Source organism: Streptomyces sp. B8-7 (genome assembly GCF_058833805.1).
The window spans coordinates 625,478-649,587 of record NZ_JBYRRL010000004.1 but is presented as its reverse complement, the minus strand read 5'-3'; the positions used below and the strand labels follow the sequence as shown (position 1 = coordinate 649,587).

At 73.4% G+C, this 24,110-nt stretch carries 21 protein-coding genes and 1 tRNA gene; 10 read left to right on the top strand and 12 right to left on the bottom strand.

The window, feature by feature from the left end:
- From AC5K6T_RS22790 to AC5K6T_RS22775, 4 genes are read left to right on the top strand one after another with little or no spacing between them, the layout of a single operon-like run.
- Positions 1-198, top strand: a complete 198-nt coding sequence (locus AC5K6T_RS22790) for a hypothetical protein (protein WP_493212228.1) — start codon at positions 1-3, stop codon at positions 196-198.
- Positions 195-833 (top strand): aminodeoxychorismate/anthranilate synthase component II, encoded by a 639-nt coding sequence (locus AC5K6T_RS22785; protein WP_493211705.1) that lies wholly within the window; start codon positions 195-197, stop codon positions 831-833. The genes AC5K6T_RS22790 and AC5K6T_RS22785 overlap by 4 nt, the downstream gene beginning before the upstream one ends.
- Complete coding sequence (locus AC5K6T_RS22780; RefSeq protein ID WP_493211703.1) at positions 830-2,092, top strand: class E sortase; 1,263 nt, start codon at positions 830-832, stop codon at positions 2,090-2,092. Before AC5K6T_RS22785 ends, AC5K6T_RS22780 begins: the two co-directional genes overlap by 4 nt.
- 34 nt (positions 2,093-2,126) lie before the next feature.
- The gene (locus AC5K6T_RS22775; protein WP_493211702.1) at positions 2,127-2,882 is read left to right on the top strand and encodes a class E sortase; all 756 of its coding nucleotides are present in this window, start codon (positions 2,127-2,129) and stop codon (positions 2,880-2,882) included.
- A 289-nt stretch (positions 2,883-3,171) separates the two neighbouring features.
- Here the strand turns inward: AC5K6T_RS22775 and pknB are convergent, their stop codons facing one another.
- The 6 genes from pknB to AC5K6T_RS22745 form a co-directional block, all read right to left on the bottom strand.
- Positions 3,172-5,184, bottom strand: coding sequence for a Stk1 family PASTA domain-containing Ser/Thr kinase (gene pknB, locus AC5K6T_RS22770; RefSeq protein ID WP_493211701.1), 2,013 nt, complete (start codon positions 5,182-5,184; stop codon positions 3,172-3,174).
- A gap of 169 nt (positions 5,185-5,353) precedes the next feature.
- Entirely contained in the window at positions 5,354-6,832 is a 1,479-nt protein-coding gene (locus tag AC5K6T_RS22765) for a peptidoglycan D,D-transpeptidase FtsI family protein (RefSeq protein ID WP_493211699.1), read from the bottom strand.
- A gap of 283 nt (positions 6,833-7,115) precedes the next feature.
- Complete coding sequence (locus AC5K6T_RS22760) at positions 7,116-8,561, bottom strand: FtsW/RodA/SpoVE family cell cycle protein (RefSeq protein ID WP_493211697.1); 1,446 nt, start codon at positions 8,559-8,561, stop codon at positions 7,116-7,118.
- 27 nt (positions 8,562-8,588) lie between these two features.
- The gene (locus AC5K6T_RS22755) at positions 8,589-10,142 is read right to left on the bottom strand and encodes a Stp1/IreP family PP2C-type Ser/Thr phosphatase (RefSeq protein WP_493211695.1); all 1,554 of its coding nucleotides are present in this window, start codon (positions 10,140-10,142) and stop codon (positions 8,589-8,591) included.
- 140 nt (positions 10,143-10,282) lie between these two features.
- Complete coding sequence (locus tag AC5K6T_RS22750; protein ID WP_493211694.1) at positions 10,283-10,792, bottom strand: FHA domain-containing protein FhaB/FipA; 510 nt, start codon at positions 10,790-10,792, stop codon at positions 10,283-10,285.
- Between the two features lie 10 nt (positions 10,793-10,802).
- Entirely contained in the window at positions 10,803-11,684 is an 882-nt protein-coding gene (locus AC5K6T_RS22745) for an FHA domain-containing protein (protein WP_493211692.1), read from the bottom strand.
- Between the two features lie 629 nt (positions 11,685-12,313).
- Between AC5K6T_RS22745 and AC5K6T_RS22740 the strand changes: the two genes are divergently transcribed.
- From AC5K6T_RS22740 to AC5K6T_RS22725, 4 genes are all read left to right on the top strand, one after another.
- Positions 12,314-12,397 (top strand) — tRNA-Leu (locus AC5K6T_RS22740).
- 496 nt (positions 12,398-12,893) lie between these two features.
- Positions 12,894-14,357 (top strand): DUF2252 domain-containing protein, encoded by a 1,464-nt coding sequence (locus tag AC5K6T_RS22735; RefSeq protein WP_493211690.1) that lies wholly within the window; start codon positions 12,894-12,896, stop codon positions 14,355-14,357.
- 357 nt (positions 14,358-14,714) lie between these two features.
- Positions 14,715-15,470, top strand: coding sequence for a J domain-containing protein (locus tag AC5K6T_RS22730; protein ID WP_493212190.1), 756 nt, complete (start codon positions 14,715-14,717; stop codon positions 15,468-15,470).
- A gap of 90 nt (positions 15,471-15,560) precedes the next feature.
- Positions 15,561-15,890, top strand: coding sequence for a rhodanese-like domain-containing protein (locus tag AC5K6T_RS22725; protein WP_493212189.1), 330 nt, complete (start codon positions 15,561-15,563; stop codon positions 15,888-15,890).
- Positions 15,891-16,100: 210 nt separating this feature from the next.
- Here the strand turns inward: AC5K6T_RS22725 and AC5K6T_RS22720 are convergent, their stop codons facing one another.
- From AC5K6T_RS22720 to paaA, 6 genes are all read right to left on the bottom strand, one after another.
- Positions 16,101-17,237 carry an acyl-CoA dehydrogenase family protein gene (locus AC5K6T_RS22720; protein ID WP_493211688.1) on the bottom strand — a complete coding sequence of 379 codons (1,137 nt, stop codon included), beginning with the start codon at positions 17,235-17,237 and terminating at the stop codon, positions 16,101-16,103.
- Positions 17,238-17,387: 150 nt separating this feature from the next.
- Positions 17,388-18,455, bottom strand: coding sequence for a 1,2-phenylacetyl-CoA epoxidase subunit PaaE (gene paaE / locus AC5K6T_RS22715; RefSeq protein WP_493211687.1), 1,068 nt, complete (start codon positions 18,453-18,455; stop codon positions 17,388-17,390).
- Positions 18,455-18,988 carry a 1,2-phenylacetyl-CoA epoxidase subunit PaaD gene (paaD, locus tag AC5K6T_RS22710; RefSeq protein WP_493211685.1) on the bottom strand — a complete coding sequence of 178 codons (534 nt, stop codon included), beginning with the start codon at positions 18,986-18,988 and terminating at the stop codon, positions 18,455-18,457. Before paaD ends, paaE begins: the two co-directional genes overlap by 1 nt.
- Positions 18,982-19,716 (bottom strand): 1,2-phenylacetyl-CoA epoxidase subunit PaaC, encoded by a 735-nt coding sequence (gene paaC / locus AC5K6T_RS22705; RefSeq protein WP_493211683.1) that lies wholly within the window; start codon positions 19,714-19,716, stop codon positions 18,982-18,984. The genes paaD and paaC overlap by 7 nt, the downstream gene beginning before the upstream one ends.
- Positions 19,713-20,000: a 1,2-phenylacetyl-CoA epoxidase subunit PaaB gene (paaB, locus tag AC5K6T_RS22700; RefSeq protein WP_493211681.1), complete on the bottom strand. Its 288-nt coding sequence runs from the start codon at positions 19,998-20,000 to the stop codon at positions 19,713-19,715. Before paaB ends, paaC begins: the two co-directional genes overlap by 4 nt.
- Positions 19,997-21,139, bottom strand: coding sequence for a 1,2-phenylacetyl-CoA epoxidase subunit PaaA (gene paaA, locus AC5K6T_RS22695; protein WP_493211679.1), 1,143 nt, complete (start codon positions 21,137-21,139; stop codon positions 19,997-19,999). The genes paaB and paaA overlap by 4 nt, the downstream gene beginning before the upstream one ends.
- A gap of 608 nt (positions 21,140-21,747) precedes the next feature.
- On the opposite strand from paaA, the gene AC5K6T_RS22690 reads away from it, so the two are divergent.
- Both AC5K6T_RS22690 and AC5K6T_RS22685 read left to right on the top strand, forming a co-directional pair.
- Positions 21,748-22,623, top strand: a complete 876-nt coding sequence (locus tag AC5K6T_RS22690; RefSeq protein ID WP_493211677.1) for a DUF5819 family protein — start codon at positions 21,748-21,750, stop codon at positions 22,621-22,623.
- Positions 22,620-23,978 (top strand): HTTM domain-containing protein, encoded by a 1,359-nt coding sequence (locus tag AC5K6T_RS22685; protein WP_493211676.1) that lies wholly within the window; start codon positions 22,620-22,622, stop codon positions 23,976-23,978. Before AC5K6T_RS22690 ends, AC5K6T_RS22685 begins: the two co-directional genes overlap by 4 nt.
- Positions 23,979-24,110: the final 132 nt, after the last annotated feature.

The following is a 24,110-nucleotide window of genomic DNA, read 5'->3' as shown; positions in this document are numbered from 1 at the left end:
GTGAGTCTGGGCCGTGGCACGGACGGAAGGGACGGCATGTACGGCTGGATCTGGCGGCATCTGCCGGGCAACGCGTGGGTGAGGGCACTGATCTCCCTCGTGCTGGTCGTGGCGGTCGTCTACGTCCTCTTCCAGTACGTCTTCCCCTGGGCGGAACCGCTGCTTCCCTTCAACGATGTGACGGTGGACAACCAGTGAGCGCGCGCATTCTCGTCGTCGACAACTACGACAGCTTCGTCTTCAACCTCGTGCAGTACCTGTACCAGCTCGGCGCCGAGTGCGAGGTGCTGCGCAACGACGAGGTGGCGACCGCGCACGCCCAGGACGGCTTCGACGGCGTCCTGCTCTCGCCCGGCCCCGGCGCCCCCGAGCAGGCCGGCGTCTGCATCGAGATGGTCCGCCACTGCGCGGCCACCGGCGTCCCCGTCTTCGGCGTCTGCCTGGGCATGCAGTCGATGCAGGTGGCCTACGGCGGGGTCGTGGACCGTGCGCCGGAGCTGCTGCACGGCAAGACCTCGCCGGTCGAGCACGAGGGCAAGGGCGTCTTCGCCGGACTGCCCTCGCCCTTCACGGCGACCCGCTACCACTCGCTGGCGGCCGAGCCCGGCACGGTGCCGGCCGAACTGGAGGTGACCGCCCGCACCCGCGACGGCATCGTGATGGGCCTGCGGCACCGGGAACTCCCGGTCGAGGGCGTGCAGTTCCACCCCGAGTCGGTGCTGACCGAGCACGGTCACCGGATGCTGGCCAACTGGCTGGCCGAGTGCGGCGACGAGGGCGCTCCCGCCCGGTCCGCGGGGCTCGCCCCGGTGGTGGGCAGGGCCTCGGCGTGACCTCCGACTGGTACGGCCCTCAGGGGTACGCGGCGGCGGAGCAGCCGTACGCGCCGTACCCCTCCGACGTGCCGTACCGGACGGAGTCCCCGGCCGCGCCGGCGTCCCGGGCGGCGCAGGCGCCCCCGGCCCCGGGAGCGTCCCCGGCCGCCGCGCCGGTCCACCCGTACCCGCCGTACGGCCCGCACGGGACGGCCCACGACGCCGGCCGGGCGACGGCCCCCGACGCCCGCGGGGCGGGGGACCGCGGGCAGCACGCCGGGTACGGCGGAGGCCCGGCCGGTCACCGGGACGCCGCGGGCGGGCTCGACGACGCGACCGTGGCGCTGCGGACCGCGGACATCCTCGGCGCGTCCATACCCGGCCCGCCCCCGGGTGCGCCCTCCGGCGCGGTGGGGGCCCCGGAGGCGGCGGGGGAGGGCGCGACACCGGCGGGAGGCCGGGCGGCCCGCAGGAAGGCCGCCAAGGGGCGCCGCGGGCGGCACGGCGGCACCACCCGCCCCGCCGGCCCCGCCGGCCCCGGGGAGGCGGAACCCGGCCGTCCGCTGACCCGGATGGAGGCCCGCCGGCTGGCGCGCAGCCGCAGGCCCGGCCCGGCCGTCGTGGTGAGCCGGGCGATCGGCGAGGTGTTCATCACCACCGGCGTGCTGATGCTGCTGTTCGTCACCTACCAGCTGTGGTGGACGAACGTCCGCGCCCACGCGCAGGCCGGCAGCGAGGCCAGCGACCTGCAGAAGGACTGGGCGAGCGGCCGGCGCAGCCCCGGCACCTTCGAGCCCGGCGAGGGCTTCGCGATCCTGCGCATCCCCGACCTGGACGTGGTGGTGCCGATCGCCGAGGGGGTCAGCGGCAAGAAGGTGCTCGACCGGGGCATGGTCGGCCACTACGGCGAGGGCGACCTCAAGACCGCGATGCCCGACGCGAAGACCGGCAACTTCGGACTGGCCGGGCACCGCAACACCCATGGAGAACCGTTCCGGTACATCAACCGGCTCCGGCCCGGCGCCCCGATCGTGGTCGAGACCCGGGACACGTACTACGTCTACAAGATGACGTCGACGCTGCCGGTGACCCCGCCGAGCAACGTCAGCGTGCTCGACCCGGTCCCGAAGGACTCCGGATTCACCGGTCCGGGCCGCTACATCACCCTGACGACATGCACACCGGAGTTCACCAGCAAGTACCGGCTGATCGTCTGGGGCAAGATGGTCGAGGAACGGCCGCGCAGCGAGGGCAAGCCCGACGCGCTCGTCAGGTAGGCGCCGGCCGCGGTCAGTCGAGGGCGGGAGAACAGTGGCAGCGACCACCGAAGGCACCGGAGCGCAGACGGAGGCGGGCCGGCCGCAGCACCGGGCGGCACGCCGCCGGCCCGGCCCGATCGCCGCGGCCGTCAGCGTCCTCGGCGAACTGCTCATCACCGCGGGCGTGGTCCTCGGACTGTTCGTCGTGTACTCGCTGTGGTGGACCAACGTGCTCGCCGACCGCAAGGCGGACCGGGAGGGCGACGACGTCCGCGACCACTGGGCCCAGGACGCCGGCTCCGGCGGGCCCGGCGCCCTGGACACCAGGGACGGCATCGGCTTCCTGCACGTCCCCGCGATGGGCGGCGACGAGATCCTGGTGAAGAAGGGCACCTCCGCCGAACTGCTCAACGGCGGCGTGGCCGGGTACTACACCGAGCCGGTCAGGGCGGTCCTGCCCACCTCGGGCCGCGACGGCAACTTCTCCCTCGCCGCGCACCGCGACGGCCACGGCGCGAAGTTCCACGACATCGACAAGCTGCACGAGGGCGACCCGATCGTCTTCGAGACCAAGGACAGGTGGTACGTCTACAAGGTGTTCGCCACACTGCCCGAGACCTCGAAGTACAACATCGGGGTACTGGCGCAGATCCCGCCGGAGTCCGGCCGGACGAAGGCGGGCAAGTACATCACCCTGACCACCTGCACGCCCGTCTACACCAGCCGCTACCGCTACATCGTGTGGGGCGAGCTGGTCCGGGTGCAGAAGGTGGACGGCGAGCGCACGCCGCCGAAGGAACTCGGCTGACCGGCCCGCGCCCCGTTCCCCCCGCGCCCCGTTCCCCGCGTTCCCGGTTCCCCGCGTTCCCGGTTCCTGCTTCCCGGCCCGCGGCTGACCCGTCGTCGGCCCGGTCCGGCCCCCGCCGGCTCAGGCCCCCTCGACCCGCGGCGGTGTCCGCGGCGCCGCAGCCCGGCCTTCCGGCACAGAGCCCCGGCCCCCTGCGCTGAGGGGACCGGGGCTCCGTCCTGCGCGGGCCGGGCGGGCGCGGTAGCGGCCGGCCGGGAAGCGGCGGGTCAGCCGCGGGCCGGGCGGCGGGTCAGCCGAGACCGCCGATGAACCCGTCGCCGCCGCCGTCGCCGCCGTTGCCCCCGTTGCCGTTCCCGCCGTCGTTCTGGCCGAAGCTCACCGTCCTGAGGGTGATCTGCGTCCCGGCCGGGTCGTCGGTCTTCCGGTTGGGCTTCGGGCTCTGGTCGATGACGAACGCGTTGTCGCTGCTGTCGCCGTCGAACACGATGTCGGTGAAGCCCTGGGAGGCGAGGATCTGCTTGGCCTGGGCCACCGTGCGGTTGCGCACCTCCGGGACCTGCACCTCGTTCTTCTGCTTCTCGCCGATGTTGATGGTCACCGCGGAGCCCGGGTCGGCCTGCTCGCCCTTGCCCGGCACGGTGTCCACGACCACGCCGGCCAGGCTGTCGTCGTCGACCGGCACGTTGACGCAGTTGCCCTGGAGGTCGTTGGCCTCCATCTGGGCCTTGGCGGCGTCACAGCTCTGGCCGGTCACGTCCGGCACGGTGGCCTGCTCCTTCTCCTTGGCGACCGTGAGGGTGACGGTGGAGCCCTTCTCCACCTCGTCGCCCAGTGCGGGGTCCTGCTCCAGGACGGTGTCGGGGTCGGCCGTGGACGACTCCTCGTAGGTCACCTTGACGGTGAAGTTGTACTTGTCGCCCTCCAGGAGGGACCTGGCCGTCTCCAGGGACTTGCCCGTCACGTTCGGCACGGCGACCTTGGGCGCGCCCGTCGACACCACCAGGTTGACGGTCGAGCCCTTGTCGACCTCGGTGTTCGGCTTGACGTCCTGCTCGCAGATCTTGTCCTTCGCCGTGTCCTCGCACGGCTTGGAGGTGAAGGCGAGCTCCAGGCTGATGTTCTCCGCCATCTGCTGGGCTTCGCTCTTCGTGTGGTCGACGAAGTTCGGCACCGTGGCGACGCCGTTGTCCGCCCCGTCCCCGCTGAAGATCCATTTGCCGATCAGGACGGCCCCGACCAGGACCAGGACGGCCGCCACGACCAGCAGGACCGTGGAGCTGCTGGACTTCTTCTGGCGCCGCCGGTCGGGCCGGTCGTCGTAGCCGAAGCCGCCGTCGTCGGGGTTCATGGGGGGCAGCATCGACGTGGCGCCGGGCTCCGCCTGGCGCAGCGCCGTGGTCGCCTGGTCGTCCGGGTAGCCGCCGTAGCCGACCGAGCCCATCGCGGCGGTCGCGGCGACCGGCTGGCCGTCGAGGCAGGCCTCGATGTCGGCGCGCATCTCGTCGGCGGACTGGTAGCGGTAGTCCGGGTCCTTCACCAGCGCCTTGAGGACGATCGCGTCCATCTCCGGCGTGATCTCGGGGTCGAACACCGACGGCGGCTGGGCCTCCTCGCGCACATGCTGGTAGGCCACCGCGACCGGGGAGTCGCCGACGAAGGGCGGGCGGACCGTGAGCAGCTCGTAGAGCAGGCAGCCGGTGGAGTACAGGTCCGAGCGGGCGTCGACCTGCTCGCCCTTGGCCTGCTCCGGAGAGAGGTACTGGGCGGTGCCGATGACGGCCGCGGTCTGGGTCATCGTCATGCCGGCGTCGCCCATGGCGCGGGCGATGCCGAAGTCCATCACCTTGACCTGCCCGTTGCGCGTCAGCATGACGTTGGCGGGCTTGATGTCGCGGTGCACGATGCCGTTGCGGTGGGCGTACTCCAGGCCCTGGAGGATGCCGATGGTCATCTCCATGGCCCGCTCGGGCAGCAGCTTGCGGCCGCTGTGCAGCAGCTCGCGGAGCGTGGAGCCGTCGACGTACTCCATGACGATGTACGGGATCGAGACCCCGTCGATGTAGTCCTCGCCCGTGTCGTAGACCGCGACGATCGCGGGATGGTTGAGCGAGGCGGCCGACTGGGCCTCCCGGCGGAACCGGGCCTGGAAGGACGGGTCGCGCGCGAGGTCCGCGCGCAGCGTCTTCACCGCCACGGTGCGGCCCAGGCGGGTGTCATGGGCGAGGTAGACCTCGGCCATGCCACCACGGCCGAGCACGTGGCCCAGCTCGTACCGGCCGCCGAGGCGACGCGGCTCTTCCATAAGCTCCTACCAGCCCTCTCCGTGGGTCCCGATCCGCACACTCGTACGGTCGGAGGCTGCCGTCCGGGCCTACCGTACCCGGCTCTCCTTGTGCGACCTGGCCAAGCCCGTCACCTGATACAGGACCGGTACCGCAGCGTGCACCGATGCGAAGGGGGTGTGAGCGGGGTCACTTCTTGCTGTCGATGACCGCCTTCATCACGGACCGCGCGATGGGGGCGGCCAGTCCGCCACCGCTGATGTCGTCGCGGTTGGCCGCGCCGTCCTCGATGACCACGGCGACGGCGACCGGCGCGCTGCCGTCGGCGAGCTTGGCGTAGGAGATGAACCAGGCGTACGGCTTCTCGCTGTTGTTCAGACCGTGCTGGGCGGTACCGGTCTTGCCGCCGACCGTGGCCCCGTCGATCTTCGCGTTGCCGCCGGTGCCCTGCGGGTCGTTGACCACCGACTCCATCATCTCCTGGAGCTTCTGCGCGGTCTCGCCCGAGACGGCCTGGGACATCTCCTGCGGCTCGGTCGTCTCGATGGTGTCCAGGTTGCCGGACTTGAGCTGGTCCACCATGTACGGCCGCATCAGCTTGCCGTCGTTGGCGATGGCCGCGGTCACCATGGCCATCTGCAGCGGGGTGGCCCGGTTGGAGGCCTGCCCGATGCCGTCCATCGCGTTCTGCGGGCGGTTGTCCTCGGGGTAGATGCTCTCCGCCGCGCGGACCGGAATGTCCAGTTCCTTCTGGTTGTACCCGAACTTCTCCGCCTGCTCGATCATCTTGTCGCCGCCGACGGAGTCGGAGAGCTTCGCGAAGACGGTGTTGCAGGACACCATCAGGGCGTAGCGCAGGCTGGCGTTCTTGCACTCGCCGTGCTGGTTGGTGAGGTCGGTGGTGGTGTCCGGCAGCTGGTACGGGTCCGGCGTCTTGGTCTTGTCGTCGATGCCGGAGACCACGCCGTTCTCCAGGGCCGCCGCCGCGGTGACGACCTTGAAGGTGGAGCCGGGCGGGTAGGTCTCGCGCAGCGCCCGGTTCAGCATCGGGTCGTCGGGGTTCTTGCTCTTCTGCAGGTTCTGCCAGGCCTCGCCGTCCTTGTCGGAGTACCCGGTGATGGTGGACGGGTCGTAGGACGGGTAGGTGGCCATCGCCAGGACCTTGCCGGTGGACGGCTCCAGGGCGACGACCGCGCCCTTGCCGCCCTGCTTCTCCAGCCCCTCGAACGCGGCCTTCTGCGCGGCCCCGTTGAGCGTGGTGACGACGTTGCCGCCCTGCCGCTCCTTGCCGGTGACCATGTCCAGGGTGTTGCGGAAGAACAGCCGGTCGTCGGTGCCGGTGAGGAAGGAGTCCTCGACCTTCTCCAGCAGGCCGCCGTCGAACGCCTGCGAGGTGAAGCCGGTGACCGGCGCCCACATCTCGCCGTTCTTGTACGTCCGCTTGTACTTGAAGTCACCGCTCTTCGCCGCGGCCGAGCCGGTGATGGGCTGGCCGTCGACGATGATGTCGCCCCGCGGGTGCTCGTAGCGCTCGATGGCGACCCGGCGGTTGTTGGAGTCGGTGCGCAGGTTCTCCGCCTGGGCGAACTGCAGCCAGTTGTCGCGGATCATCAGTGCCAGGACGAGTAGTCCGCAGAAGATCGCGATTCGGCGCAGGGGCTTGTTCACGTCCGGCCTTTCCACAAGGTGTCGGGTGCGCCTGCTGCTGCAGAGCCTCGTTCTCGGTGATGCTGGCGCTGGTCCTCGGCCGCCCCACAGTGTAGAGGTACGGCCTGAGAGGGCACCGGGACGGTTGAGGCGCCCGCTCGGTCAGTAGACGTCCCGGGCCGCCCGCCGGTTCCCTTGCGGGGGCGGGCCCGGTGGCCTCGCCCCGGGGGCGGGACGCCGGCGGCGGGCGGTGCCGCCGTGGTGACCGGGTTCACGGGGAGCGGTGCGGCGCGTGCCGCTCCGGTCACGAGCCGGGGCGGACCACCTGGGTCATCTCGGCGTCCGGGTTGGGCGCGGGGGACGGCGCGGGCCGGCGCGCGGTGTCGCTGATCCTGAGCAGGATGCCGATCAGCGCCCAGTTGGCGATGACCGAGGAACCGCCGTACGCGAGGAACGGCATCGTCATGCCGGTCAGCGGGATCAGCCCCATCACACCGCCGGCCACCACGAACACCTGGAGCGCGAAGGCGCCGGACAGGCCGATCGCGAGCAGCTTGCCGAACGGGTCGCGGGCGGCGAGGGCGGTGCGCACGCCGCGCTCCACGATCAGCGCGTACACCAGCAGGACCGCCATCAGGCCGGCCAGGCCGAGCTCCTCGCCGAAGGTGGCGAGGATGAAGTCGGAGTTGGCGGCGAAGCGGATCAGCTCGGAGTGGCCCTGGCCCCAGCCGGTGCCCAGGGTGCCGCCGGAGCCGAACGCCCACAGCGCCTGCATGGCCTGCTCGGAGTGGCCGCCGATGCCCTGGCGGGAGAGGGTGTACTCGCGCATCGGGTCGAGCCAGGCGTCGACGCGCTGCTGGATGTGCGGCTCGAAGCTCGCCACGCCGACCGCGCCGGCCGCGGACATCAGCAGACCGAAGACGATCCAGCTGGTCCGCTCGGTGGCGACGTACAGCATGATGACGAACATCCCGAAGAACAGCAGGGACGTGCCGAGGTCGGTCTCGAAGACCAGGATGAGGATCGAGATCCCCCAGACCACCAGGATCGGGCCGAGGTCCCGGCCGCGCGGCAGGTACAGCCCCATGAAGCGGCGGCTGGCGAGCGCCAGCGCGTCCCGCTTGACCACCAGGTAGCCGGCGAAGAACACCGCCAGGACGATCTTCGCGAACTCGCCCGGCTGGATGGAGAACCCGGCGACCGAGATCCAGATCTTGGCGCCGTAGATGTTCTGGCCGAGGCCCGGCACCAGCGGCAGCAGCAGCAGGAACAGCGCGCCGACCATGGAGATGTACGTGTAGCGCTGCAGGACGCGGTGGTCCTTGAGGAAGATCAGCACGACGATGAACAGCGCGATGCCCATCGCCGTGTACAGCAGCTGGCGGGGCGCGGCGGTGCCGGCCTGGCCGATGGACTGCAGCAGCTTCGACTGGTCAAGCCGCCAGATCGCGACCAGCCCGAGCCCGTTGAGCAGCGTGGCCAGCGGCAGCAGCAGCGGGTCCGCGTAGGGCGCGAACCTGCGGACGACGAGATGGCCGACGCCGGCCAGCAGGCCGAGGCCCAGTCCGTAGGCCAGCAGTCCGGGCGGCACCTCGTCGTTGATGGCCAGGCCCACGTTGGCGTAGGCGAAGACCGGGATGACGACGGCGAACACGAGCAGGGCGAGCTCGGTGTTGCGCCGGCTGGGTGCGCCGACGGCGCCGATCGTGGACGTGTGGTGCGTCGACGGGTTGGTAGTGCTGCTGCTCATCGTGTGACGGGGCCTCTCACCGCTCGCCTACTGCTTGCCGCACAGCGAGACGACCTTCTGCTCTTCCTCGGACAGGCTCGGGCCGGGGCTGGGGGCGCTCGCGGACGGGGTCGGGGTCGGGGTCGAGGCCGACGGCGCCGGCGAGGACGGGGCCGACGGGGACGTGGCCGAGGGGGACGGCGACGCCTTGGACGTGAACGAGGCGGGGCTGGCTCCGGTGGCGCCGCCGGCCTGCCCCTCGCCGGTCTCGGCGTTGCGCTCGCTCTCGGCGGCGCGCCGCTCGGCCTGCTTGCGGCAGGCCGAGGCCTGCACCGACAGCTCGTCGATCTTCGCCTGGGCGTTCTTCAGGCCGCCTTCGGCGATCGTGGCCTTGACCGCCTTCTGCTGGTAGGGCGGCAGGTACTTGAGTTCGATCTCGGGGTGGTCCTTCTCCACCTCCGACAGGGACACCCAGGCCAGGTCCTGGCTGATGCCGCGGTAGAGGGCGATGTGCTCGCCGTTGGTGCCGACGTAGTACTGCGTCTGCGTCCAGCGGTAGCCGCCGTACAGGCCGGCGCCGACGACGGCGAGGGCGAGCCCGATGTACAGGGAGCGCTTGAGCCACTTGCGGCGGGGACGCTCCTTGACGAGGTCCTCGTCGCCGTATCCGAAGCCGTCGGCGGGGACGAAGCCGGTGACGTCGCCGGAGCCGGGCGGGCCGAACTCGCCGCCGCCGTGCTGCGGCCTGCGGCCGAGGCCCGAGGCGCGGCCGGCCGGGGTCTGCATGATGCCGTTGTCGTGCAGCGGGTGCTGGTTCTCGGCGACCGCGCCGACCACCACCGGCGCGTCGGAGAGCTGCTCGGCGAGGGTGTCCCCGGTGTCCAGGTCGAGGACGTCGGCGACGATGACGGTGATGTTGTCGGGGCCGCCGCCGCGCAGGGCGAGCTGGATCAGCTCGTGCACGGTCTCCTGCGGGCCCTGGTAGCTGGCGAGGGTGTCCTCCAGCGTCTGGTGGGACACCACCCCGGACAGGCCGTCGGAGCAGATCAGGTAGCGGTCGCCGGCCCGGACCTCGCGGATCGACAGGTCGGGCTCGACGTGGTCGCCGCTGCCGAGGGCCCGCATCAGCAGCGAGCGCTGCGGGTGGGTGGTGGCCTCCTCCTCGGTGATGCGGCCCTCGTCGACGAGCCGCTGCACCCAGGTGTGGTCCTGGGTGATCTGGGTGAGGACGCCGTCGCGCAGCAGGTAGGCGCGGGAGTCGCCGACGTGCACCATGCCGAGCCGCTGGCCCGTCCACAGCAGTGCGGTCAGGGTGGTGCCCATGCCCTCCAGCTGCGGGTCCTCCTCGACCATGTGGCGCAGCTGGTCGTTGGCCCGCTGCACGGCGGTGCCGAGGGAGGTGAGCACGTCGGAGCCGGGGACGTCGTCGTCGAGGGCGACGATGGTGGAGATGGCCTCGGAGGAGGCGACCTCGCCGGCGGCGGCGCCGCCCATGCCGTCGGCGATGGCGAGCAGGCGCGGCCCGGCGTAACCGGAGTCCTCGTTGCCCTCGCGGATCATGCCCTTGTGCGAGCCGGCGGCGAAGCGCAGTGACAGACTCATGCCCACCTCGCCCGTCGGCTCCGCATGCAGCCGGTCGTGTCGAGCCACACTGCCCACCCTCCGGTCGGGAGCGCGCCGGGGCCCGTGCTGCCGGCCGCCGCTGCGTGCTCGCTCCGCTCGCGCTCATTCATGATGTAGCACTACTTCCGCAGCTCGATGACGGTCTTGCCGATGCGGATCGGCGCACCCAGCGGAATCGGTGTGGCGGTGGTCAGCCGGGCGCGGTCGAGGTAGGTGCCGTTCGTCGAGCCGAGGTCCTCGACGATCCACTGGCCGTCGCGGTCCGGGTAGATCCTGGCATGCCGGCTGGAGGCGTAGTCGTCGTCCAGCACGATCGTGCTGTCGTGGGCCCGGCCCAGGCTGATGGTCTGGCCCTGCAGGGCGACCGTGGTACCGGTCAGTGTGCCTTCGGTCACCACCAGCTTGGTGGGCGCGTTGCGGCGGCGACCGCCGGAGGCGGGCTGCTGGCGCTGCTGGGGCGGCGCCTGGCGCGCGGCCTGCTGCGACCGGCCCGCCTCCCGCCGCGCCCCGCGCTGGGTGACCCGCGTACCGAACAGGTCGCTGCGGATGACCTGCACGGCCACGATCACGAACAGCCACAGTACGGCCAGGAAACCCAGCCGCATGACCGTGAGGGTCAGCTCTGACATTGCCCCCGGATCACCCTTCGGCTTGCCTATAGATAACGGTGGTGCTGCCCACGACGATTCGCGAGCCGTCGCGGAGCGTAGCGCGGGTGGTGTGCTGCCCGTCCACCACGATGCCGTTGGTGGACCCGAGATCCTGGATCGTCGGGGGCGTTCCGGTCCGGATCTCGCAGTGCCGGCGGCTCACGCCGGGGTCGTCGATCCGCACGTCGGCCTCGGTGCTGCGGCCCAGCACGAGCGTCGCGCGGGAGATCTGGTGGCGGGTGCCGTTGATCTCGATCCAGTAGCGGGTGCGGCCGCCGGCCGCGGGGGTGCCGGGGGCCGGGCCGTGTCCCGGGCCGGCCGCCGGCGGCGGGTAGCCGTAGCCGCCCGGCCGGGCGCCGGGCGGGGGTGCGGCGGGCATGGGCGGGGCGCCGCCGGGCCGGCCGCCGCCCGTGGCACCCGGCGGCGGGTAGCCGTAGCCGGCGGGGCGCCGGGGCGCCTCGGGGCCGGGCTGCGGAGGCTGCTGGGGCTGGCTGCTGGAGGAGGCGAGGGTGCGGCTGCGCACCCGGTACAGGCCGGTGTCGAGGTCGTCGGCCTTCTCCAGATGGACCTTGATGGGGCCCATGAAGGTGTAGCGCTGCTGCTTGGCGTAGTCCCGGACCATGCCCGCGAGCTCGTCGCCGAGCTGCCCGGAGTAGGGGCTGAGCCGCTCGAAGTCCGGCGTGCTCAGCTCCACGATGAAGTCGTTGGGCACGACCGTCCGGTCGCGGTTCCAGATGGTCGCGTTGTTGTCGCACTCCCGCTGGAGTGCTCCGGCGATCTCCACGGGCTGGACCTCGGACTTGAACACCTTGGCGAAGGTGCCGTTGACCAGACCTTCGAGACGCTGCTCGAAACGCTTCAGGACTCCCATGGGGCACCTCCTCCGTCGCTGTCGTCCTGTCGTGCTGCCGCTTCTTGCCTGGCTGTTTCCTACTGGTACTGCTTACTGATCGTATCCACGCAGCCGTGGATCGGCTGGTTCCCCCTGGTGAACCGGCCGGCAGGTGTCGCCGGGGGCCGACCGGGGGCGTCGGCCCGGAGGCCCGACCGTGGTGCCGGCCGGGGCCGGCGGGGGTGCCGACTGGTTGCCGGCGCTTTCCGACCGTTCCCCCCGCAAGGCCCGTTCGAACTCCGCGGGGGTCCGCTTCTGCCATGGATCGTAGAGGCGGTCACGGACCAGTGTCCCGCACGCGGCGGTGGTCGCGGTCCGGCTCCTGGGCGGACGGAGGGGACCGGTACACGGTTGATACGTGTCGATGACGGTCTCCGGGTGCTGTGACGGGCGGCGGGCAGGGAGCCCCCGGGGGAGCGGGGGCGCGGGGGGACGCCGGGCGCCCGGGGGGGGGGCCGAGGGGCTCCCGGGAGGGCCCGCGGCGTCGTGTGAGGTCCGGGGCGGTGCCCGGTGGAAAGGGATGTGAATCCACCCCGTCCAGCGTGCTAATGTTCTGGATGTCGGAAGGCGCCGGGACGAGAGGAACGGAGCCGGAGGACACACCCAATGCGCGGGTGGCGGAATAGGCAGACGCGCTGGATTCAGGTTCCAGTGCCCGCAAGGGCGTGGGGGTTCAACTCCCCCCTCGCGCACCGGACGAGACGGTCGTCATCGTGAAAGCGATGGCGGCCGTTTCGCGTTGCCGTGGCGGGGCCGGCGCCGGGTGCGCGGGCTTCCCGGGGCTTCCCGGGGCGTTCCGCGGTGCGGCGTTCCCGCGGTGCCCTGCCGCGCGTGGCCGTGCCGTGCGCCCGAGGTGCTGCGGTGCGCCGCCCGGCGCCGTGGTGCGGGCCGTGGTGCGGGCCGTGGTCGGCGCGGGTGTGCGCATACATACCCCTGCATCCCCGTGGCCCCCCGTGGCCCTCTGTGGCTCCGAGGCCTCCGTGGCCCCGTGGCCCCCGGTTGCGGCCCGCGCGCCCGGCGTCCCCGGCCGCCGGCGCCGGTGTGACGAAGGCCACGGGCGCGGGGGCCGGAGGCGGGGCGGGGACGGCCCCGGGCGGGGACCGCCGGGGGCGGGGACGGCGCACGGGGCGGAGTTGTCCACAGGATCTGACGGGTTTCGGCCACCGGCGGTACGGTCGGGCCTGGTCGATGTTCACGTCGGTGCGCGCGCAGGGGTGCGCGGCCGCGAGCACGGGGGAGGCGGTCCGAGTGGCCGAGGCCGGAGCGGAGCGGCGGCTGCCGCGGGTGCGGGGGTTCGCCGAGTGGCCGGGGGCTGCCTCGCCCCGCGAGGAGGGCAGGGAGCTGCGCCGCCGGGTGCCGCGGCACGAGCACGCCGGGCTCGACCCCGACCCGGCCCGCCCCGACGCGGTCGCCGCGGTGGAGGAGTCCGGCCGCGGGCGGCTTCCCGAGCTGACCCCGATACGGGTCGGCCGGATGGCGGCCACACCGTTCGCCTTCCTGCGCGGATCCGCGGGCCTCATGGCCCACGACCTCGCCCGCACGCCCATGACCGGCATCCGTGCCCAGATCTGCGGCGACGCCCACGCGGGGAACTTCGGCCTGTACGGCGACGCCCGCGGCGGCCTCGTGATCGACCTCAACGACTTCGACGAGACGGTCCCGGGCCCCTGGGAGTGGGACCTCAAGCGGCTCGCCGCCTCGCTCGTACTGGCCGGCCGGGAGGCGGGCGCCGACGAGGACACCTGCCGGGACGCCGCCCGGGACGCTGCGGGCGCCTACCGCCGCACCATGCGGCTGCTGGCGAGACTGCCCGTGCTCGACGCGTGGAACGCCATCGCGGACGAGGAACTCGTCTCCCACGCCGACGCCCACGACCTGCTCGGCACGCTGGAGCGGGTGATGGAGAAGGCGCGCGCCAACACCAGCGGGCGCTTCGCGGCGAAGTCGACCGAGCCGGTGCCCGGCGGCGGACGCCGCTTCCAGGACGCCCCGCCCGTGCTGCGCCGGGTCCGCGACGAGGAGGCCGCCATGGTGGCCGCGTCCCTCCAGGACTACCTCGCCACCGTCGCCGAGGACCGGCTGCCGCTGCTCGCCCGGTACGCCGTGCACGACGTGGCGTTCCGCATCGTGGGCACCGGCAGCGTCGGCACCCGCTCCTATGTCGTCCTGCTGCTCGACCACCGCGGGGAGTCCCTGGTCCTCCAGGTCAAGGAGGCCCGCCCCTCCGCGCTGCTGCCGCATCTGGCCACCGCAGGGCTTCAGGTGCCCGCCGCCGGGCACGAGGGCCGGCGGGTGGTGCTCGGGCAGAAGCGCATGCAGGTCGTCAGCGACATCCTGCTCGGCTGGACCACCGTCGACGGGCGCCACTACCAGGTGCGGCAGTTCCGCAACCGCAAGGGCAGCGTCGACCCCTCCGCACTCGCCGCCGACCAGGTCGACGACTACGCCCGCATGACCGGGGCGCTGCTCGCCCGCGCCCACTCGCACAGTGCCGACCCGCGTCTCGTCGCCGGATACTGCGGCAAGAACGAGCAGCTCGACGAAGCCGTCGCCGCGTTCGCCGTGGCCTACGCCGACCGGACCGAGGCGGACCACGCGGGGCTGGTGGCGGGTATCCGCGCGGGCCGGATCGCAGCCGAGATGGGGGTCTGAGGCCATGAGCGGAAGCGGAGCGTCCGCGGGACGGGAGGGCGTGGGGGCGTGGCCTACGCTGGTCGGGTGACGAGCTCGGAGAAGGCGCAGGAGCAGGGCGGGGCCGACGTGACCGGGACCACCGGGACGACGGGCGCGGCGCCCGGTGAGGCCGCGGCCGGAACCCGGCCGGCGGAGCCGGCCGCGCCGGCCGGCCGTCCTGAGCCGGACGAGACCGGTGGGGCTGCCGGGGCCGCTGAGTCCGCTGAGTCCGCTGGGACTGCCGGGGCGGATGGGGCGGCCGGTGCTGCCGGGTCTGCCGGGTCTGCCGGGTCCGCCGCTGAGGCATCCGGGGCGTCCGGTGCGCCGGAGGAGCGGCTGGAGCGGGCGGTGCGGGCCGCCGAGCAGGCGCTGATCGAGTTCGAGATCGCGGTGGAGACGTTCCGGGTCGAGGTCGAGAACTTCTCCCGGCTCCACCACCAGCGGCTCGGCCCGATGTACGCCCGGCTGGAGGAGCTGGACGCGCTGATCGCCGAGGCGCGCGCGGCCCGCACCGAGGACCCCGAGGACCTGCGCCGGGCGCAGGAGCTGCGCGCCCGGGTGCTGCCGATGCCCAGCGTCGAGGAGCTGTTTCACGGCTGGATGGACGGCGACGGGCTGTTCCCGGAGGCCTCCGCGATGCTCACCGACCGGCCCGTGCAGCCGCCGGCCCGGGTGCGCCCGAGCGAGGAGGCCCGCAAGCTGTACCGCGAGCTGGCCCGCAGGGCCCACCCCGACCTGGCCCAGGAGGACGGCGAGCGCAAGCGGCGTGAGGAGTTCCTCACCCGGGTGAACGCCGCCTACGCCCGCGGTGACGCGGAGCGGCTGAGGGAGCTGGCCGAGGAGTGGGCGAGGGGGCCGGAGCCGGAGGACCGGGGCCCGACCCGCGGCGAGGAGCTGTACGCCCGCCTGGACTGGCTGGCCCGGCGCAAGGAGATGCTCGCCGTGGTCGCCAAGGAGCTGGAGGAGAGCGCGATCGGCGGAATGCTCCGGCTCGCCCCGGACGACCCGGACCGTCTGCTGGACGAGATCGCCGAGCAGCTGCTGGCGGAGGTCGCCCAGCGGGAGGCCGAGCTGGCCGAGGCCCGGGGGTAGGGCGGCTCCGGGACGGCTTCCCTTTCCGAGCGAGCTGTGGGGAGGGGCTCGGGCGGGGTCGGGTAGCGTCGGGGCATGACTTTCCCAGGAGTGCCCACGGTCGGGATCGCGCAGCTCAAGGACGACGACTTCCTGCTGGACGTCCGCGAGGACGACGAGTGGCAGGCCGGTCACGCCGAGGGGGCCCTGCACATCCCCATCAGCGAGTTCGTGGCCCGGTACGGGGAGCTGACCGAGGCGGCTCCGCAGGACGGCCGCGTCCATGTGATCTGCCGCTCGGGCGGGCGCTCGGCCCAGGTCACCCGGTACCTCGTGCAGCAGGGCATCGACGCGGTGAACGTCGGCGGAGGCATGCAGGAGTGGGCGGCCGCCGGCCGTTCCGTCGTGACGGACGCGGGGCAGCCCGGCTTCGTCGTGTGAGCTCCCTGAGACCCGCTGAGTCCCGCTGAGTCCCGCTGGGATCCTCTGAGGTCCCCCGAGTCGCCCGCGGGGACGCCGTGCCCGGTGGGTCCCGTGGGGTGCACGGGTCCCGTGGGTCCTGTGCGGCCCCAAGTGTCCCGTGGACACGGGTGCCCGCTGCCCGCTGCCGGGATGCCGGGTGAGGGAGCCCGGACGGGCGGTGACGGGCGGTCAGCCGGAGAGCGGGTGGGCCGCCAGGAGGTCGCCGAGCGCGTCCTCGTGGGCGGCCGCCGGGCCCAGGGACAGCTCCAGGTGCTTGGCCCAGGCGTGGTAGCGGTGCAGGGGGTAGCTGACGTCGGCGCCGAATCCGCCGTGCAGGTGCTGGGCCGTCTGCACCACGCGGCGTACACCCTCCGCGGCCCAGATCTTGGCGACGGCCACGTCCCCGGAGACCGGCAGCGCCCCCGGCGCACCGCAGGACAGCCGCCAGGCCGCCTGCCACAGGGTGACCTCCATGGCGCGCAGGTCGATGTAGCGGTCGGCGGCCTGTACGGCGACGGCCTGGAACGTGGCGAGCGGGTGTCCGAACTGCTCCCGCCCGCCGGTGTACTCGGCGCTCATCCGCAGCACGCGCTCGCCCAGGCCCAGCGCGAGCGCGCAGGTCCCGGTGGCCAGCAGTTCCCGCAGCCACTCCCACGCCCCGTCCGCCGTGACGACCCGGCTCTCCGGCAGGCGGACCGCGTCCAGCCGCAGCTCGCCGAGCCGCTCGCCGGTCGTGGAGACCTGCTCGGCCAGAGCCGTGCCCGGACGGCCGCGCGGGACCAGGGCGAGCACGGTGCGGCCGGCCGGCGTGTGCGCGGGGACGAGGACGTGGTCGGCGTCGTAGGCCCACGGCACCGCGGTCTGGAGGCCGTCCAGCAGCCACTCCCGGCCGTCCCTGCGGGCGGTGACGGCCTGTTCGGCCGGGTCGTGTCCGGTGCGGCCGTGCGGGGCGACCGTCAGCACCACCTCGCCGCGGCCGGTCGCGGCGAGCAGACCCGCGGTCGGCCCGGGCTCCGCGAAGGCCTGGAGGCACGCTGCGGCCGCGCAGCTCTCCAGCAGCGGGACGCGTGCCAGCACCTTGCCGGACTCGCGCAGCACCCGGCAGAGCGCGACCGCGTCCAGGCCCGCCCCGCCGTGCTCCCCGGTGAGCAGCAGGCTCAGCAGGTCCGCCTCGGCGAGCCGGGCCCACAGCCCCCGGTCGAAGCCGGCCGCGACCGCGCCGGGGGTCAGCGCGGGGCTCGGCACGGAGTCGGGCGCCACGTCGGCGAACACCCCGAGAGCCGCCTCGGCGGCCGCTTCCTGCTCCTCGGTGAAGGTGAAGTCCACGGTCCCGGCCTCCCGACGGCTCCGCCGATCCGGCTCCGGCACCGGATCTGAATCTGACGGACCGTCAAGATAGGGCAGGGGGCGGGAGAAGGGAATGCGCGGTCCGGTGCGCGGCGGGCGCGGCCGGGGCGGCCGGCGCGCACCGCGGTGTCAGCGGTCGAAGTCCAGCTCCACCCGTTCCGTCGCCGGGTGGGACTGGCAGGCCAGCACATAGCCGGCTTCCGTCTCCTCCGGTTCCAGGGCGAAGTTGCGGTCCATGCGGACCTCGCCGGAGACCAGGAAGGCCCGGCAGGTGCCGCAGACCCCGCCCTTGCAGGCGTAGGGGGCGTCGGGGCGGTTGCGTAGCACCGTCTCCAGCAGCGACTCGCCGTCCTGCACCGGCCAGGTGCCGCCGCGGCCGTCGAGGCGTGCGGTCACCGTGCTGTGCGCGGGGGCGGCGGCGGTGCGGGGTCTGACGGTGTCCGCGCCGTCCACGTGGAAGATCTCCTCGTGGATGCGGGCGCGCGGCACGCCGAGGCCGCGCAGCGCCTGCTCGGCGCCCTGCACGAGCCCGTGCGGCCCGCACAGGAACCAGCCCGCCACCTCGTCCACCGGCAGCAGCGCGGGCAGCAGACCCGTCAGCCGCTCCTCGTCCAGGCGGCCCGTGGGCAGTCCGGCCTGCTGCTCCTCCCGGGACAGCACCGTCACCAGCTGGAGCCGCTCGGGGTAGCGGTCCTTCAGGTCGGCGACCTCCTCCAGGAACATCGTCGAGGCGGCCGTGCGGTCGCCGCGGATCAGGCAGAAGCGGGCCTCGGGCTCCCGGGCCAGCAGGGTGGAGACGATCGACAGGACCGGGGTGATGCCGCTGCCGCCGACGATCGCCGCGTACCGTCCGGGTGCCGGGTCCAGGGTGAAGCGGCCGGCCGGGGTCATCACGTCCAGTTCGTCCCCGACGTTCACCTCTTTGAGGGCGTACGTCGAGAACGCGCCGCCGTCCACCAGACGCACACCGACGCGCAGGGTGCGTGGGCCGTCCTCGCCGGGGCCGGGCGCGGGGGCGCAGATCGAGTAGGTGCGGCGGACCTCGGTGCCGTCCACCCGCCGGCGCAGCGCCAGGTGCTGGCCGGGGGTGTAGCGGTAGGCGGCGCGCAGCTCGGGGGGCACGTCGAAGGTGAGGGCGACGGAGTCGTCGGTGAGCCGGTCGACCGCGGCCACCGGGAGCGGGTGGAAGCGGGCCATCACAGCTCCTTGAAATGGTCGAAGGGTTCCCGGCAGGCCAGGCAGCGGCGGAGTGCCTTGCAGGCGGTGGCCGAGAAGCGGCTGAGCAGCTCGGTGTCGGCGGAGCCGCAGTGCGGGCACGTCACCGCTTCCGGGGCGGCCGGGGCGGCTCCCGTACGGGTGGGGCCGAGCGACAGCGGCACGGGTCCGCCGTCGCGGCGGACGCGCGGCGGCGCGATACCGAACTCCCTGAGCTTGCGGCGTCCTTCGGGCGAGATGTCGTCCGTGGACCAGGCGGGCGAGAGCACCGTGCGGACGGTGACCTCGCGCATGCCGTGCCGGTGCAGCACGCGCTCGATGTCGGCCGACATCGTCTCCAGTGCCGGGCAGCCGGTGTACGTCGGCGTCAGTTCGACCTCGACGGCGTCCGGGCCCTGCAGGTGCACGGACCGCAGCACTCCGAGCTCCTCCAGGGTGAGCACCGGCAGCTCGGGGTCGGGCACCGACCCGGCCAGCGCGAGGAGTTCGCTCTCCAGCGGGGTGAGGGTCACCATGACGCCCCCGGGTGGCTGCGGTGCAGGTGCTGCATCTCGGCCAGCATCCGGCCGAACGACTCGGTGTGCAGGCCCTCCCGGCCGGCCCCGGCGGTCCAGGCCCCGCCGCGCGGGCCCTCGGGGACGCTCAGGGTGGCCTGCCGCAGCACGTCCTCCACGGCGGTGAGCCAGGCCGCCTCCAGGGCGGCGCCGTCCACGTCCAGGCCTTCGACCGGGCGGAACATCTCGCCGGTGTACCGCCACAGCGTGTCGCAGGCGCGCTGCATCCGCGTGCGGCTCTCGTCGGTGCCGTCCCCCAGGCGCAGGGTCCACTGCCGGGCGTGGTCGCGGTGGTAGTCGACCTCCTTGACCGCCTTCGCGGCAAGCGCCGCGAACGGGCCGTCGCCCGAGGCCAGTTCGGCGTACAGCAGGTGCTGGTAGGTGGAGAAGAGGAGCTGGCGCGCGATGATGCCGGCGAAGTCGCCGCCGGGCTGCTCCACGAGCTGGAGGTTGCGGAAGGCACGCTCCTCGCGCAGGTACGCCAGCTCGTCCTCGTCGCCGGCCATCGACAGCAGCACGCGGGCCTGGCCGAGCAGGTCCAGCGCGATGTTGGCGAGGGCGACCTCCTCCTCCAGGACGGGTGCGTGGCCGATGTACTCGCCGAGGCGGTGGGAGAGCACCAGGGCGTCGTCGCCGAGGGCGAGGGCGGCCGCGGTCGTCGCCGCGGTCGCGGTCGGGGGCGTGCTCACAGGTGCTTCACCCCGTCCGGGATCTCGTAGAACGTCGGGTGCCGGTAGGCCTTGTCGGCGGCCGGTTCGAAGAACGGGTCCTTCTCGTCGGGCGAGGACGCGGTGATCGCGGACGAGGGCACGACCCACAGGGAGACGCCCTCGCCGCGCCGGGTGTACAGGTCGCGGGCGTTGCGCAGGGCGAACTCCGCGTCCGGTGCGTGCAGGCTGCCGGCGTGGGTGTGGGAGAGGCCGCGGCGCGAGCGCACGAAGACCTCCCACAGGGGCCAGTCGGTGGTGCTCATGCGTGCGCCTCCTCGCGCTCCCCGGTGAGCGGGGCGGTGTTCTCGGCGGTGCTGTCCGTGGTGCTGCCGGTGGTGCTCTCGGTGGTGCTCTCGGCGGTGTGCCGGGCGGTGGGATCCGCGGGGAGGGCACCGGCCGTGGCGGGGGCGTGCTTCGCGGCGTAGGCCGCGGCGGCCTCCCGCACCCAGGCGCCCTCCTCGTGGGCGCGCCTGCGCTGGGTCAGGCGCTGTTCGTTGCACGGTCCGTCGCCCTTGAGCACGCCCCAGAACTCGGTCCAGTCGATCGGGCCGAAGTCGTGGTGCCCCCGCTCCTCGTTCCAGCGCAGGTCCGGGTCGGGCAGGGTCAGGCCCAGGGACGCGGCCTGGGGGACGCAGATGTCGACGAAGCGCTGGCGCAGCTCGTCGTTCGAGTGGCGCTTGATCTTCCACTCCATCGACTGCGCGGAGTGCTGGGACTCGTCGTCGGGCGGGCCGAACATCATCAGCGAGGGCCACCACCAGCGGTCCACCGCGTCCTGCGCCATCGCGTGCTGCTCCGGGGTGCCGTTGCTCAGCGCCAGCAGCAGCTCGTAGCCCTGGCGCTGGTGGAACGACTCCTCCTTGCAGATGCGCACCATCGCGCGGGCGTACGGCCCGTAGGAGCAGCGGCACAGCGGCACCTGGTTGGTGATCGCGGCGCCGTCCACCAGCCAGCCGATCGCTCCGACGTCCGCCCAGGTCAGCGTGGGGTAGTTGAAGATCGAGGAGTACTTCTGGCGGCCGCTGTGCAGCTTGTCGAGCAGTTCGTCGCGGCCGGTGCCGAGGGTCTCCGCCGCGCTGTACAGGTACAGGCCGTGGCCCGCCTCGTCCTGGACCTTGGCCATCAGGATCGCCTTGCGGCGCAGCGAGGGCGCGCGGGTGATCCAGTTGGCCTCCGGCTGCATGCCGATGATCTCGGAGTGGGCGTGCTGCGCCATCTGGCGTACGAGTGTCGCGCGGTAGGCGTCCGGCATCCAGTCGCGCGGCTCGATCCGCTCGTCCGCGGCCACCGCGGCGTCGAAGGCGCGCTGGAAGGCTTCGGTCTCGGCGGCGGTGGCGGCAGCGGCGCCGGGGCCGTGCCGTGCCGGTGTGCCGGCCGTCCGATGCGCGGCTGCTGTCGCCATGAGATCCCCCTCGACCTGGGCTCCGTGCGGATTCTCCCGACCGATCGTTCGGTCCGTACGATCCCATGGTGGGTCGGGCGCCTTAAGGTGTCAACCGTTGTGGACAACCGGCGCGGCCCGCGACCGGGGCCACCCGGGCGGCGGCGGGTGAGGCCCCGCCCGGGTGGGCGCCTCACCGGGCGGGGGCCGCGGCTTCCGGCCGGAGGGCTGCGCGGGGCGGGTGGGGCTGAGTACCGTTCCGCGTGCGCGGGCCCGGTGCGGCCCGCGAGGGCCGGGGGACGGCGGGCACGGGCCGCGGCCCGTCCGCGCCGGGGGTTCGCCGCGACGACCGGGCCGCTCGATACGGCCGGACCCGGTCGTATGTCCGTATCGCTGGATGGCTGTACCGCTTGTGTCGCTTGTATCGCTTGTATCGCTTGAATCGCTGTACGGGGATCCCACCGGGATCTCACCGGACATCGGGGAATCGGAATCGGAATCGGGGCGTGATGGACGCGCACGGCGCACGGGAGGCGGGCGACGGGCGCACGCCTGCCCGCAACGGCCCGCCGGAGCCCCGGCAGGCCCCGTCGGCCAGGACCCCGGCCGCTCACCCGGCTCCCGGGCCCATGGCACCCGGGCCCCGGGCCGCCGGCCAGGGCACCGAGCCGGCGGCCGGGGAGCCGTCCGCCGACGGGCCCCCGGCCGCCGTGGATGCCCGGCCGGTCCCCGCGCCCCGGAGCGAGCCCGGTGCCGCCCTCGGCGGACCCTCCGGTGCCGCGGTGGTACGCGGTGCCGCCCCCTCCGACGGGCCCGGCGCAGGGGTGCCCACGGCGGGCGGCGCCGGGGCGCGGGCCCGGGCCGGGATCGGCGCGCTCTCCCCGGGGTACCAGGCCGGCGTGGTGCTGGCGCTGGCCGGGGTCGCGGTGGCCGTGTGCGTCCACCTCGGCATGGTGTTCCTGCACGTCGCACCGTCGAACACGGTGTCCAGGCGGCACGCCGCGACGATCGACGCGTGGGTGTACCCGGAGTTCGAGCAGAACTGGAAGCTGTTCGCGCCCAATCCGCTCCAGCAGAACGTCGCCGTCCAGGTCCGCGCCCGGATCGGGACGGCGGACGGCGGACGGCGTGTCACCGGCTGGCACGATCTGTCGGCGCAGGACGGCCGGGCGATCGACGCCAACCCGCTGCCCAGCCACACGCAGCAGAACGAGCTGCGCAGGGCCTGGGACTTCTTCCTCGCCACGCATGACGCGGACAACCGTCCGTCCGGGGAGCGCGGCCTGTTCGCCGAGTCGTATCTGCGCCGGATCGCGGTGCTCCGCCTGGACCGGGCCGGAGCGGTCCCGCCGGGCGCGGTCGTCGAGCGGGTCCAGGTGCGCTCCCGCACGGTGAACGTGCCGCCGCCGCGCTGGAGCGGGGAACAGGTGTCGCCGAAGCCGGTGCACCGGGTACTGCCCTGGTGGACGGTGTCGCGGGACGAGGCCGAGGGGGTCGTCGGGTGAACCGGTTCTCCCTCGCGGTGTCCGGGGCCATCGGCCGGGTCACGGAGGCGGCGCTGGGCCCGTACCAGACCGCGGTGATCCGGATCGGCTTCGCTCTGACCTGGCTGCTGTTCCTGCTGCGCGAGTTCCCCCACCGGCACGAGCTGTACGGACCCGACGGGCCGTGGAGCTGGGAGCTGGGGCGGCAGCTGGTGGATCTCAACCACGCGTTCACCGTGCTGGTGTGGTCGGACAGCCGCCTCTGGTTCGAGTCGGTCTACGTGCTCGCCGTGCTGTCCGCGGCCGGGCTGCTGCTGGGCTGGCGCACCCGGACGATGTCCGTGCTGTTCATGACCGGAGTGCTCTCGCTGCAGAACCGCAGCGTGCTCATGGGGGACGGCGGCGACAACGTCCTGCACCTGATGAGCATCTACCTGGTGTTCACGCGCTGCGGCCGGGTGTGGTCGCTGGACGCCCGCCGGGCGCGTCGCCGTGCGGCGGCGGGTGCGCGGGGCGAGCCGGCCGTGGACCGGGCGGGCCCGGTGCTGTGGGGGCTGGCCGGGCTGCTGCTGGTGGCGTCCACGCTGGCCGGGAAGCTCGGCGAGGACTGGCTGCTGGAGGCGACCGGGTCCGGCCGTACCGGACTGCCGGTGCTCGCGTGGACCTTCGTGGTGTCCGCGGTCAACGGAACCGGCGCCGTTCCGGCGCTGCTGTGGTCGGCGTGGGCGGCCCAGGGCCTGTGGTGGTGGGCCGGCCGCCGGGCCCGGACCGGGAAGGGGACGGGGCAGCCGCGGATCCTGCTCGACGTGGTGGCGAACCTGCTGCACAACGGCGCGCTGCTGGTGATCATGGCCGAGGCGTGCCTGATCTACGCGACCGCCGGCTGGTACAAGATCCAGGGCTCGCGCTGGCAGGACGGCACCGCCGTCTACTACCCCCTCCACCTGGACTACTTCTCGCCCTGGCCGGCGCTGAGCGATGCGCTCACCGCCAGCGGCACCCTGGTGATGCTGGTCACGTACGGGACCGTGCTGGCGCAGGTCGCCTTCCCCTTCACCCTGTTCCACCGGCGGGTGAAGAACGTCCTGCTCGCGGTCATGATCACCGAGCACGCGGTGATCGCGGTCGTGCTCGGACTGCCGTTCTTCTCACTTGCCATGATCGCGGCGGACGCGGTCTTCCTGCCCACGGCGTTCCTGTTGCGGGCGGACGCCGTCGCGGCCCGCGCGCGGGGGCGGCTGGTACGCGCCGCCGGGCGGGGCGGGCGCCCCGGACCCCGGGAGGGGCCGGAACGCCGGGAGGGGCCGGAACGACGGGAGGGGCCGGCCGGGGAGACGGAGGGGCACACGGCCCCGGCCCGGGCCACCCGGACGTAGGCTTCGCCGCATGAACGACCCCGCGGACGGCCCGTCGGCCGCCTCCCCCGCCCGCACCGGCTCCGCGACGGAGCCGGGTCCGCAGGGCGCCCCGGGCGAACCGGCCGGGGCCGGGAGCGCCCCGCGCGATCC

Excerpts from the sequence above, each read along its gene's own strand:
- pknB (WP_493211701.1), bottom strand. The coding sequence starts at position 5,184 with ATGGAAGAGCCGCGTCGCCTCGGCGGCCGGTACGAGCTGGGCCACGTG.
- AC5K6T_RS22760 (WP_493211697.1), bottom strand. The coding sequence starts at position 8,561 with ATGAGCAGCAGCACTACCAACCCGTCGACGCACCACACGTCCACGATC.
- AC5K6T_RS22755 (WP_493211695.1), bottom strand. The coding sequence starts at position 10,142 with ATGAGTCTGTCACTGCGCTTCGCCGCCGGCTCGCACAAGGGCATGATC.
- AC5K6T_RS22750 (WP_493211694.1), bottom strand. The coding sequence starts at position 10,792 with ATGTCAGAGCTGACCCTCACGGTCATGCGGCTGGGTTTCCTGGCCGTA.
- AC5K6T_RS22745 (WP_493211692.1), bottom strand. The coding sequence starts at position 11,684 with ATGGGAGTCCTGAAGCGTTTCGAGCAGCGTCTCGAAGGTCTGGTCAAC.
- AC5K6T_RS22735 (WP_493211690.1), top strand. The coding sequence starts at position 12,894 with ATGTTCACGTCGGTGCGCGCGCAGGGGTGCGCGGCCGCGAGCACGGGG.
- paaE (WP_493211687.1), bottom strand. The coding sequence starts at position 18,455 with ATGGCCCGCTTCCACCCGCTCCCGGTGGCCGCGGTCGACCGGCTCACC.
- paaD (WP_493211685.1), bottom strand. The coding sequence starts at position 18,988 with ATGGTGACCCTCACCCCGCTGGAGAGCGAACTCCTCGCGCTGGCCGGG.
- paaB (WP_493211681.1), bottom strand. The coding sequence starts at position 20,000 with ATGAGCACCACCGACTGGCCCCTGTGGGAGGTCTTCGTGCGCTCGCGC.
- paaA (WP_493211679.1), bottom strand. The coding sequence starts at position 21,139 with ATGGCGACAGCAGCCGCGCATCGGACGGCCGGCACACCGGCACGGCAC.
- AC5K6T_RS22690 (WP_493211677.1), top strand. The coding sequence starts at position 21,748 with ATGGCACCCGGGCCCCGGGCCGCCGGCCAGGGCACCGAGCCGGCGGCC.